The sequence below is a fragment of the Acinetobacter sp. 243_ASPC genome, assembly GCF_001054715.1.
GTDB classification, from domain to species: domain Bacteria; phylum Pseudomonadota; class Gammaproteobacteria; order Pseudomonadales; family Moraxellaceae; genus Acinetobacter; species Acinetobacter soli.
Genome location: NZ_JVOR01000053.1, coordinates 1 through 11978, shown reverse-complemented (window position 1 = coordinate 11978; position 11978 = coordinate 1). Strand labels below are relative to the sequence as shown.

Annotated in this window: 12 protein-coding genes; 6 read left to right on the top strand and 6 right to left on the bottom strand. The window is 42.8% G+C overall.

Translation table 11 applies throughout. The features are described from left to right. Positions 1-277: universal stress protein (locus ADA42_RS05540; RefSeq protein ID WP_048764001.1), on the bottom strand; the 277-nt coding region annotated here is incomplete at its 3' end. A 199-nt stretch (positions 278-476) separates the two neighbouring features. Between ADA42_RS05540 and ADA42_RS05535 the strand changes: the two genes are divergently transcribed. Beyond that, positions 477-839, top strand: a complete 363-nt coding sequence (locus ADA42_RS05535) for an MGMT family protein (protein WP_004939797.1) — start codon at positions 477-479, stop codon at positions 837-839. A gap of 73 nt (positions 840-912) precedes the next feature. Here the strand turns inward: ADA42_RS05535 and greA are convergent, their stop codons facing one another. The 3 genes from greA to carA all read right to left on the bottom strand — a co-directional run bounded on the left by greA (position 913) and on the right by carA (position 5867). After that, positions 913-1389, bottom strand: a complete 477-nt coding sequence (gene greA / locus ADA42_RS05530; RefSeq protein ID WP_004939793.1) for a transcription elongation factor GreA — start codon at positions 1387-1389, stop codon at positions 913-915. A 90-nt stretch (positions 1390-1479) separates the two neighbouring features. After that, a complete protein-coding gene (gene carB / locus ADA42_RS05525) occupies positions 1480-4713 on the bottom strand; it encodes a carbamoyl-phosphate synthase large subunit (protein WP_048763999.1) in 3234 nt (1077 codons plus the stop codon). Positions 4714-4727: 14 nt separating this feature from the next. Further along, positions 4728-5867 carry a glutamine-hydrolyzing carbamoyl-phosphate synthase small subunit gene (gene carA / locus ADA42_RS05520; RefSeq protein WP_004939789.1) on the bottom strand — a complete coding sequence of 380 codons (1140 nt, stop codon included), beginning with the start codon at positions 5865-5867 and terminating at the stop codon, positions 4728-4730. 342 nt (positions 5868-6209) lie between these two features. Between carA and ADA42_RS05515 the strand changes: the two genes are divergently transcribed. Next, complete coding sequence (locus ADA42_RS05515; RefSeq protein ID WP_004939787.1) at positions 6210-6638, top strand: hypothetical protein; 429 nt, start codon at positions 6210-6212, stop codon at positions 6636-6638. 47 nt (positions 6639-6685) lie between these two features. Here ADA42_RS05515 and ADA42_RS05510 read toward each other — a convergent pair whose 3' ends face one another. Continuing rightward, a complete protein-coding gene (locus tag ADA42_RS05510) occupies positions 6686-7222 on the bottom strand; it encodes a DOMON-like domain-containing protein (RefSeq protein ID WP_048763998.1) in 537 nt (178 codons plus the stop codon). A 12-nt stretch (positions 7223-7234) separates the two neighbouring features. After that, the gene (gene yhbY / locus ADA42_RS05505; protein WP_048763996.1) at positions 7235-7561 is read right to left on the bottom strand and encodes a ribosome assembly RNA-binding protein YhbY; all 327 of its coding nucleotides are present in this window, start codon (positions 7559-7561) and stop codon (positions 7235-7237) included. A gap of 197 nt (positions 7562-7758) precedes the next feature. Between yhbY and rlmE the strand changes: the two genes are divergently transcribed. The 4 genes from rlmE to ADA42_RS05485 all read left to right on the top strand — a co-directional run bounded on the left by rlmE (position 7759) and on the right by ADA42_RS05485 (position 11806). Continuing rightward, positions 7759-8409, top strand: coding sequence for a 23S rRNA (uridine(2552)-2'-O)-methyltransferase RlmE (gene rlmE, locus ADA42_RS05500; protein ID WP_004939777.1), 651 nt, complete (start codon positions 7759-7761; stop codon positions 8407-8409). Between the two features lie 135 nt (positions 8410-8544). After that, complete coding sequence (gene ftsH, locus ADA42_RS05495; protein WP_004939774.1) at positions 8545-10440, top strand: ATP-dependent zinc metalloprotease FtsH; 1896 nt, start codon at positions 8545-8547, stop codon at positions 10438-10440. Between the two features lie 118 nt (positions 10441-10558). Then, the gene (folP, locus tag ADA42_RS05490) at positions 10559-11413 is read left to right on the top strand and encodes a dihydropteroate synthase (RefSeq protein ID WP_004948908.1); all 855 of its coding nucleotides are present in this window, start codon (positions 10559-10561) and stop codon (positions 11411-11413) included. Between the two features lie 78 nt (positions 11414-11491). Further along, the gene (locus ADA42_RS05485; RefSeq protein ID WP_004939767.1) at positions 11492-11806 is read left to right on the top strand and encodes a DUF5713 family protein; all 315 of its coding nucleotides are present in this window, start codon (positions 11492-11494) and stop codon (positions 11804-11806) included. Positions 11807-11978 lie beyond the last annotated feature (172 nt).

Below are 11978 nucleotides of genomic sequence, written 5' to 3'. Positions count from 1 at the left end.
CAATGATGACAGTATTCGCATCAATTCCAAACGTTAAGAATTTTTGTTTTGCTTCATCGACAATAGTTTTAATAATTTCCCGAGTTTGTTTTAGCGCGTCGTTTTCCACTTGGTGTGCCGAATTAATATATTCAATGTTGATGAATGGATCAATTGTTAAGACATAGATCACAGTCACTGTACTTTGATAGGTGGTTGCAAGCTTGGCGGCATGCTGAATTGCAGTTAAAGATGTGGGTGATCCATCAACTGGCACCATGATATGTTGATATCCCATTCTTATATACTCCCTTGTATTTATTGATAAGATTTATTGCATCCAAACAGTATTCTATTTAACTTATAAAAAATAGAGGCGACTTAATTATCTTTAGTATGAGTTGCTTTCATAAATTAGCACAAAATAATCTTAAAGATTCAACTTTAGAATTCATGCATAATCAAATTTTTAATTGTTTTATATAAGATGTGTGCTTATGGTGATTTCCCGTCAAGTTCAGCCACAAAAAGCGTCATCGATTGAGCTATATCGACAGATATTGGCTGTGGTTGCATTAGTGCCTGAAGGTTATGTGGCCACTTATGGGCAGATCGCCAAACTTGCTGGACTACCTAAACATGCTCGATTGGTTGGAACTGTTTTAAAACAGATGAGTGAGACGTCAGATTTGCCTTGGCACCGGATTATTAATGCACAGGGACGAATCAGTACTGGGCAAATCAATGATGCTGGTCAAAATATTCAAGAACTCAAACTCATACAAGAAGGTATCATCATAAAAGGTGGACGAATTGATTTGAAGAAGTACCAGTGGATGACTGACACATCTCAAATTTAGGCAAACTAGAATTGAGATGAATAGAGCACAATAAAAAGCCCCAGCGAACTGAGGCTTAAGTCATCGAGTGAAATTATAAGTATTCAACACTTACGATTTCATATTCGACTTCACCCTGAGGCGTCGTGATTTTGGCTTCGTCACCTTCGCTTTTACCCAGTAGGCCACGTGCAATTGGCGAGTTCACAGAGATTTTATTGATTTTAAAATCAGCTTCATCATCACCCACGATCTTATAGGTTTTGCGCTCTTCGGTATCAAGATTTTCAATGGTCACAGTCACACCAAAAACCACTCGGCCATTGTGTTCAAGCTCTTTAATATCGATCACTTGAGCTGCGCCTAATTTACCCTCGATATCCTGAATGCGTCCTTCACAGAAACCCTGTTGTTCACGTGCAGCGTGATACTCGGCATTTTCTTTTAAATCACCGTGTTCACGCGCTTCTGCAATCGCTTGTGTAATACGTGGACGTTCAACACTCTTCAGATGTTGTAATTCTTTCTCTAGAGCAGATTTGCCCTCGGGAGTCATTGGATAACGTTGCATTTTAGTCCCTCTTAATAAAATGGGAAAACCGCATTTTTAAAAAATAAAAAGCCCGCCACCGATAAGGTGGCGGGACTTATCGGTAACGAATTAACCTACTGTTTGTAAATCTTGCAAACGGTAAACATCCATTGGCAATTTCACAGCAAAAGCTTGGCAAACGGCTTCTGCACCGTTGATGGTCGTGGTGTAATACACTTTACCCTGTAGGGCAGCACGACGAATCATGGCAGAATCATATTGCGCTTGTTTGCCTTCTGTTGTGTTGACAATAAGATGAATTTCACCATTTTTCAAGCGATCCACAATATGCGGACGACCTTCGGTGACTTTATTTACTGCTTCACACTCTAGACCTGCTTCACGAAGGACTTTATGTGTGCCATTTGTTGCAACAAGTTTAAAGCCATACGCGATTAACTGCTTAGCAATATCAGCAATGTATTTCTTGTCAGATTCACGTACAGACAAGAATGCATACTTCACTTCACCATCAGTTGGCAAACCAGGCAAACGTTCGTTTGAACCAAGTACGGCTTTGTAGAATGCTTCACCAAAGGTTTGACCCACACCCATCACTTCACCTGTCGATTTCATCTCTGGGCCAAGCATTGGATCTACGCCAGGGAATTTGGCGAATGGGAAGACTGCTTCTTTCACAGCAAAACGTGTCGGGATAATCTCTTTGGTAAATCCTTGAGACGCTAGTGATTGACCCGCCATACAACGTGCTGCAACTTTCGCCAGTGATTCACCGATACATTTCGATACGAATGGTACGGTACGTGAAGCACGTGGATTCACTTCAAGAACATAGATGTCGTTGCCTTTTACAGCAAATTGTACGTTCATCAAGCCAATAACACCGAGCTCTTTTGCCATTGCAACGGTTTGACGACGCATCTCATCCTGAACTTCTTGAGAAAGCGAGTAAGGTGGGATTGAGCAAGCTGAGTCACCAGAGTGAATACCGGCCTGTTCGATGTGCTGCATGATACCGCCAATCACCACGTCTTTACCGTCAGAGACACAGTCTACATCGACTTCAGTTGCATCGTCCAAGAAACGGTCGAGCAGGACAGGCGCTTCATTCGACGCTTGTACCGCTTCACGAAGATAACGTTTCAGCTCTTCTTCGTTATACACGATTTCCATTGCACGACCACCTAAGACATAAGATGGACGAACAACCAATGGATAACCCACTTTCGCTGCTTCTGAAATACCTTCTTCAGCCGATTTTACAATACTGTTGTTCGGTTGGCGAAGTTGTAGACGTTGAATCATTTGCTGGAAACGTTCACGGTCTTCAGCACGGTCAATTGCATCTGGTGAGGTACCAATAATTGGTGTGCCTGCTTCTTCAAGCGCACGTGCCAATTTAAGTGGTGTCTGACCACCGTACTGTACGATCACGCCTTTTGGCTTTTCGGTACGCACAATCTCAAGTACATCTTCAAGCGTAACGGGCTCAAAGTACAAACGATCTGAAGTGTCGTAGTCTGTTGAAACTGTTTCTGGGTTACAGTTCACCATAATGGTTTCGTAACCGTCATCACGCATTGCAAGCGCTGCGTGTACACAACAGTAGTCAAACTCGATCCCTTGACCAATACGGTTCGGACCACCGCCAATAACCATGATCTTGTCACGGTTCGATGGATTCGCTTCGCATTCTTCATCATAAGTTGAGTACATGTAGGCAGTGCCTGACTCAAACTCTGCTGCACAGGTATCGACACGCTTGTAAACCGGATAAACACCCAAATTCCAACGTTGCTTACGGAATTGCTTTTGTGAAATACCCATCAAGTTGGCAATACGTAGGTCAGATAAACCTTTACGTTTGAACGAACGGATGTTGTCAGCGTTTAAATCACCAAAACCTAGCGTCTTCACTTGCGCTTCAGTTTTGATAATGTCCTCAATTTGAATCAAGAACCAACGGTCGATTTTGGTCGCTTCAAATACGTCATCTAAAGAAAAACCGTGACGGAATGCGTCAGCCACGTACCAGATACGCTCCGGACCAGGCACTTTAAGTTCTTTTAAGATAATCTCTTTGGCATTGGTGGTACCGGCTTCAACTTTTTCATCAAAGCCACAAACACCCACTTCCAAACCACGTAATGCTTTTTGTACAGACTCTTGGAAATTACGTCCAATCGCCATTACTTCACCCACAGATTTCATCTGTGTGGTTAACACAGGCTCTGCTTGCGGGAATTTTTCGAAGTTAAAGCGAGGAATCTTGGTTACTACATAGTCGATTGCAGGTTCAAATGATGCTGGTGTTACGCCACCGGTGATGTCATTTTTTAATTCATCAAGGGTGTAGCCTACCGCAAGCTTCGCCGCGATTTTCGCAATCGGGAAGCCTGTCGCTTTTGAAGCAAGAGCAGATGAACGCGATACACGTGGGTTCATCTCGATCACAACCATACGGCCGTCTTTCGGATTGATACCAAACTGTACGTTTGAACCACCTGTTTCAACACCAATTTCACGAAGAACTGCAATCGATGCATTACGCATGATTTGATATTCTTTGTCGGTTAGTGTTTGTGCAGGTGCAACAGTGATCGAGTCACCTGTATGCACGCCCATTGGGTCAAAGTTTTCGATTGCACAGACGATAATACAGTTGTCGTTTTTATCACGAACAACTTCCATCTCGTACTCTTTCCAGCCAATCAGTGATTCATCGATCAATAATTGTTTAGTCGGAGAAAGATCGAAACCACGCTCACAGATCTCAATAAATTCTTCTTTATTGTAAGCAATACCGCCACCAGAACCACCCATGGTGAATGATGGGCGAATGATGACCGGGAAGCCGAAACGTGACTGAATTTCCAGTGCATGTTCCATACTTTCTGCAACATCGGCACGAGGACACTCTAAGCCAATTTTACGCATTGCGATGTCAAAAAGTTTACGATCTTCTGCTTTTTCAATTGCGTCTTTAGAGGCACCAATCAGTTCAACATTGAACTTTTCTAAAACACCATTTTCGTCCAAAGCAAGCGCACAGTTCAATGCAGTTTGGCCGCCCATAGTAGGGAGCACAGCATCTGGACGCTCTTTTTCGATAATTTGCGCAACAGTTTGCCAAGTGATTGGTTCAATGTAGGTCGCATCCGCCATTGATGGATCGGTCATGATGGTCGCTGGGTTAGAGTTGACCAAAATAACACGGTAACCTTCTTCACGAAGCGCTTTACATGCTTGTGCACCTGAATAGTCAAACTCACAGGCTTGTCCAATTACAATTGGACCAGCACCGATAATCAAGATGCTTTTAATATCCGTACGTTTAGGCATTATTCGCTCCTCAATTACTTCTTAGCTGCTTCGATAAGTTCGATGAAATGATCGAACAATGGGGCACAGTCATGTGGACCTGGGCTAGCTTCTGGGTGACCTTGGAAGCTAAATGCGGGTTTGTCTGTACGGTGAATACCTTGGTTTGTACCGTCAAACAGTGAGCGGTGAGTCACCTTCACATTTGCAGGTAAAGTACTTTCGTCAACAGCAAAGCCGTGGTTTTGAGAAGTAATCATCACTGTACCTTGTTCAAGGTTTTGTACAGGATGGTTTGCACCATGGTGACCATGATTCATTTTCATGGTTTTTGCACCTGATGCCAGCGCTAAAATCTGGTGACCCAAACAAATACCAAATACTGGTAAGTTGGTTGTTTCCACAATTGTTTTAACTGCTTCGATTGCATAGTCACATGCCGCTGGATCGCCAGGACCATTCGACAGGAAAACGCCATCTGGATTCATTGCCAAAACTTTCTCGGCAGGTGTTTGAGCAGGAACAACTGTAAGTTTACAACCGCGGTCTGCAAGCATACGCAAGATGTTGGTTTTGACACCGTAATCGTATGCAACGACATGATATTTAAGTTCAGGTTGAGTAAAACCGTGTCCAAGCGTCCATGAACCTTCCGTCCATTCAAAGCCTTCAGGATCACAGCACTCTTTTGCCAAATCGAGGCCATTTAGACCACCAAAGGCACGTGCTTTTTCGAGCGCTTGTTCTTCTGTAATATTGTCGCCCGCAAGGATACAGCCGTTTTGCGCACCTTTTTCACGTAAAATACGTGTCAGTTTACGCGTATCAATGTCGGCAATTGCCACAACATTGTGCTGTTTTAAGTAGTCGCCTAAAGATTGTTCAGAACGGAAATTACTGTGAAGTAAAGGCAGATCACGAATAATCAAACCATTTGCCCACACTTTATGGATGCGACCCGATTCGGCGTCTTCGTCATTGCATCCAGTATTTCCAATGTGAGGATAAGTTAATGTCACAACTTGTTGTGCATAACTTGGATCGGTCAGAATTTCTTGATAACCAGTCATGGCAGTATTAAAAACGACTTCACCAGTCGTTGAACCCGTAGCACCGATAGACGTACCTTTAAAGATCGTTCCATCAGCAAGGGCTAAAATGGCGGGGGTGCTCAAACCAAAGCTCCTGAACTAAAACCACAAAAATTAGGGCTGTAAAAAAGCGAGTAGACGTAAAAAAAGGTAGGCTGCCTTCAAAAACATGCCCTCCTTTCAGTCTACTCGCTTATAACTTAACAGCGCATTATACGCATCGATTAGACCAAAGTCTACGTTTTTATTTGAAAAATTCTGAATTAAAACAATTCATTGTTTTTACTGAATTTTGATATCGAAATTTGAAAAAAACACTGAAATTCAAGATTGTCGAACAATTTTTATCAGTTTTCTCAACATTAGGCTTACTATGTAATATGCGGTGACCAAATCGATACTATTACGTGAATCAGAGGTGTATTCATGACAACAAAAAAATCATTAAAACAAGCGGTCCAAGCGCATCAACAGCAAGTTGATCAACTGTGTAGTGACACCACAGCACAGGTACAAGAAGTGCTGAACGAAACGCAGGAAAAAATTGAAACTGAAGCCAAAGAATTAAACCAGACCATCCAAACCCAGTATCAACAAATTAAAGCCGATGTGCTTGGCCGCTTAGATGTGATCAAATCGCAACTCACACACTCACAAGGCGATTTGTCTGAGGCAGTTGAAGTACTTAAAAAAGAGTTATTGCAACTCAGTGATGATTTAAGCAAATTGGGTAAAGAAATTAAAGATGATTTGACCCATGTGACTTCAAAACACAAGGAAACGCTGACTGAAGTGCTTAAGCGTTCTAAAGATCAGGCGCTTGAAGCATGGCATAAAGTCAAAGAGAGTGCTTAGTATTGAGCAAAAGACAAAAATGCGAGATCTAGTATCTCGCATTTTTTTTAAAACTGATGTAGCCAATCCCGTTTATTATGAAAATCGGGTTGTGGACTACTGTGTTGCATGGCGTAGAACTGTGTTCCTTGAGAGGTGTTGAGTACAGCACTTAACCCCACATAGAGATCTGTCCATTTCACTTGGTGCTGACGCATAAATTTGCCAAGATCGAGGCTTGTATTTAGACCGTAATGCGTGCGCTCTAGCTTGATGAGTTCGATATCATGCGCGGCAACAGGAGGCATCTGCTCTGGATAGCGATACTCTTCAAACTCATATACTTGCCAGGCCTGTGAAGGGGAGAGATTAACCTCACGGTACGCATCTTGATGTTTAATGCCAATAAAGACTTCAAAGCAAGTTGAATTCCATAAATAATCTTGACGAGGATGCGCTGAGACACATTTGGGCCATTCAATCAGCTGGTTGGGATCACGTACCCAGAATCCGATATTTAAAACAGATGGATGTTGTTGCTCAATCGCACCGACCAGTGAAATGACTTCAAACCGATCAAATGCATTTAACTCATAACTCGCCATACATCAAATCAACTATTTGTTGCCCAAATGCGCATGACGCACAAGATTTGAAAGATTTGGATTTTGTTTTGCAGCTTTTTTATACAAAAGTGCAATCTTGCCAATTTTCTGTACCACTTCAGCTTGAGTCTCTGCAATTAAAGCATCAATCACTTGTGCACGCGTGTCGCGGTCTTCACCTGCAATTTTGATTTTAATCAATTCGTGATCATTCAGTGCGCGGTTGGTTTCTTCGATAACACCTTCCGTCAACCCTTGTCCACCGATCATGACCACTGGATTGAGCGCATGCCCGATTTGACGTAAGCGTTTACGTTCTTGGATAGATAAAGCTGCCATTGAAACTACCTAGGATTAAAAGCGCCTAAGTATAGCAAAGTTGAAGGTCAAACGCGCGCACTATTGTTGAAATATTCGATCATGATCATAGGAAAAAATCTACCAAAAGTGGGGCTTTCTGATACACAACCATACTGCATCAATGCCGTTTTTGACGTACAATAGAGGTCAAGAAGTTTTTTAATATTTAGTAAGTTATGGCGACACGCATTACCAACCAGAAGTTATCTAAAAGTAGTCGTGCGTGGATGAGAGAGCATCTTGATGATCCTTTTGTAAAAAAGGCTCAAAAAGAAGGCTACCGTGCACGTGCTGCATATAAACTTTTAGAAATTCAGGAGAAATACAAACTGATCAGACCCGGAATGACAGTCGTCGATTTGGGTGCTGCGCCTGGAAGTTGGTCGCAAATTGCAGGCAAGCTTGTAGGTAGTAAAGGTTTAGTGATAGCTTCTGATATCTTGGCAATGGACGCTCTGCCGGACGTGACTTTCTTGCAAGGTGACTTTCGCGAAGAGGAAGTGTTCGAAAAATTGTTAAATATTTTAAATGGGCGTACTGTAGACATTGTAATTTCAGATATGGCCCCCAATACATCAGGTAATAGGGCAGTAGATCAGCCTCGTCAGATTTACTTATGTGAACTGGCGCTCGATTTTGCCCAGAAAGTACTTGGTCCAGATGGTCAGTTTGTGGTAAAGGTTTTCCAAGGATCAGGTTTTGATGAGTTTCGTAAGCAGGTAGTTGAGAGTTTCGATATTCTTAAAACTGCAAAACCTGCTGCCTCTCGTGCTCGATCAAAGGAAGTATTCTTAATCGGTCAAGGGCGTAAAAAGGCCTTGAAATAAAGTTTACTTGCCAAGCCGTTAAAAATTGTGCATTTTGTACAATTTGAACTGTTGCAAGCGCGAGACTTGCTGTGAACTAGGGTCAACCCAGTGATATGGGCATGATCAAATTAGATTGATAATGGGAATAAAGCTTTGAGCGATCTCTTCAAGAATGCCGTATTGTGGCTAATAATACTTGGTGTTCTGATCTTGATTTTCAGTAACATCAGTGACCGTAATAAGCCATCTGCAATGAATTATTCGGAATTTGTTGCGGCGGTGAATGCTGGTCAAATTAAGCAAGTCACTATTGATGGTTTGAATATTAGTGGTGAGAAAACCAATGGCTCTCACTTTGAGACAGTACGTCCGCAAGTTGAAGACACACAGCTTTTACCTAGCCTAAACAAGAACAATGTGGTGGTTGAAGGTACAGCTCCTCAACGTCAAGGCTTGTTGATGCAACTTCTCATTGCTAGTTTCCCTGTGCTTTTAATCATTTTGTTATTCATGTTCTTTATGCGCAACATGGGTGGCGGTGCAGGTGGTAAAAACGGGCCAATGAGTTTTGGAAAGTCGAAGGCAAAAATGCTTTCGGAAGATCAAATCAAAGTAACATTTAAAGATGTTGCAGGTTGTGACGAAGCAAAACAAGAAGTTGTAGAGATCGTAGATTTTTTAAAAGATCCAGCGAAATTCAAACGTTTAGGGGCAACAATCCCGCGTGGCGTTTTGATGGTTGGACCTCCAGGAACGGGTAAAACCCTTTTGGCGAAAGCCATTGCAGGTGAAGCAAAAGTCCCATTTTTCAGCATTTCAGGTTCTGATTTTGTGGAAATGTTTGTGGGTGTTGGTGCTTCACGTGTACGTGATATGTTTGAACAAGCTAAGCGTCATGCGCCATGTATTATCTTCATTGATGAGATCGATGCAGTTGGTCGTCACCGTGGTTCAGGTACCGGTGGTGGTCATGACGAGCGTGAACAGACATTAAACCAGATGCTGGTTGAGATGGACGGCTTTGAAGGTAATGAAGGCGTGATTGTGATTGCAGCGACCAACCGTGTCGATGTACTTGATAAAGCCTTGTTGCGTCCAGGCCGTTTTGACCGTCAAGTGATGGTAGGATTACCTGACATTAATGGTCGTGAACAGATTTTAAATGTTCACCTCAGAAAATTACCGTCAGTGACTGGTGTAGACGTTAAGGTATTGGCACGCGGTACACCGGGATTCTCTGGTGCACAGCTGGCTAACCTGGTTAACGAAGCGGCTTTATTTGCTGCACGTCGTAACAAAAACACGGTCGATATGCATGACTTTGAAGATGCCAAAGACAAGATCTATATGGGTCCTGAGCGTAAATCGATGATTCTTCGTGAAGAAGAGCGTCGTGCAACGGCATATCATGAGTCGGGCCATGCTATCGTTGCAGAAGCTTTGCCGGGTACCGATCCAGTACATAAAGTGACCATTATGCCACGTGGCTGGGCACTAGGTGTAACTTGGCAGTTGCCTGAGCAGGATCAGATTAGTCACTACAAAGATAAAATGTTGAAAGAAATTTCGATTTTATTCGGTGGTCGTATTGCTGAAGAAATTTTCATCAATCAGCAATCCACTGGTGCATCAAACGACTTTGAACGTGCAACTAAAATGGCACGTGCGATGGTCACCAAATACGGTATGTCAGATCGACTAGGCGTGATGGTTTATGAAGACGACAATACTCAAGGTTTCTTTGGAAATGTGGGTAGCCGTACAATTTCTGAAGCAACCCAACAACAGGTTGATGAAGAAGTTCGTCGTATTCTAGATGAGCAGTATAAAGTGGCATGGGATATTCTTGAAAACAACAAGGATAAAGCGCATACCATGGTGAAAGCCTTGATGGAGTGGGAAACCATTGACCGTGATCAAGTGCTGGATATTATGGAAGGTCGTGAGCCCCGTCCACCAAAGGTTTATGTTGCTGAAAATCCAGTTGTTGATTTGGATCCACCAAGTAACGGACCATCTACACCTCCGCCATTGCCATCAATGAGCTAAGTGTGAAATAAAAAAAGAGTCGCCTAGAGCGGCTCTTTTTTTATTTAAAACAAAATGGAAATTATCTTTAAAGTGATGAGGTTGTTAAAATGATGGCATTTAAATGTGGAGTCATTGCATGAGATTGATGCCCTTGCCGCAGAAAGTCATTTCCTGTGGATCATTGGAGTTGGATTTATCCTGTCCCCATGTTATGGGTATTTTAAATGTCACACCAGATTCATTTAGTGATGGAGGGAAACATAACTCCAAGGTAGCTGCAATAGTGCATGCACAGCAGATGATTGCACATGGTGCGAGTATTATTGATATTGGAGGAGAATCCACTCGTCCAGGTGCATCGATAGTGGAGGTTGAAGAAGAGATACAGCGTGTAGTACCTGTGGTTGAAGCTTTGGCACAAAAGAATGTCATCATTTCTATCGATACCAGTCAGCCTCGTGTGATAGAAGCCGCTGTGGCAGCAGGTGCACATATCTGGAATGATGTGCGTGCACTTACTCGCCCAGGCGCCCTTGAGATGGCTGCGAGATTGAATATCCCTGTGATTATCATGCATATGCGTGGTGAACCGACCACAATGAATCAGCTAGATCAGTACGACAATGTTATAGAAGATGTGATTAATGAACTTCAGCAGCGCATTCAAGCTGCGTTATCAGCTGGTATTCGGCAGGAACATATTATTGTCGATCCCGGATTCGGTTTTGCAAAAAATGCCCAGCAGAATTTGACTTTGCTCAATGCGCTGTGGCGATTTACGGATTTAGGCTACCCAGTATTATCGGGTTTGTCGCGCAAACGGTTTGTTGGAGAAGTCTTACAAGGTGCAAGCGCAGATCAGCGAATGGTGGGGAGTGTAACTGGGCATTTACTCAGTTTTCAGCAAGGGGCCTCCATTGTTCGTGTTCATGATGTAAAAGCCACCGTGGATGCGGTACGTATGTGGCAGGCGATGTTGGCTGCATCGTGAATATTGCCTTTAAAGAAGGTCGCCTTTTTGTATCAGGTATGATATAAGCAGCACGTTTTTTATTGAAAAGATGTGCTGATGTTTAACGATTTACTTCTCCCTATGTTTGATGACGGCTACTATCCAGAAGTGTTAGTTGCAGAAGTTAAGCAGTATATTGTTGAATTTGCTAAAAAGATTCAGAAAATTGAGCAATCTGATTCTGAAATTTATCGCTTGGCAAACTTAACCTTGCTGAAAATCAATGAAATGAAACCAGACTTTGAGGATCTTGACTCGAATTTGGACGATACAGCCACTGATTATATTGCGGAAGCAATGATGATGGCCGTACAAGATGCGGGTTATATGGATATCGATCTTGAGGAATTGGTTGCAAACCGAGAATGGTGATCACCGTTCTCGCCATCTATGTGTAGTCATCGGTGTGATCTACATTTAATAGCGAGCAGACATAAAAAAACCAGCATATTGCTGGATTTTTTTATTACACCATTTTAAAAGACTTAAAATGGTGCCCAGGGCCGGACTCGAACCGGCACGCCTTTGTGGGCGGGGGATTTTA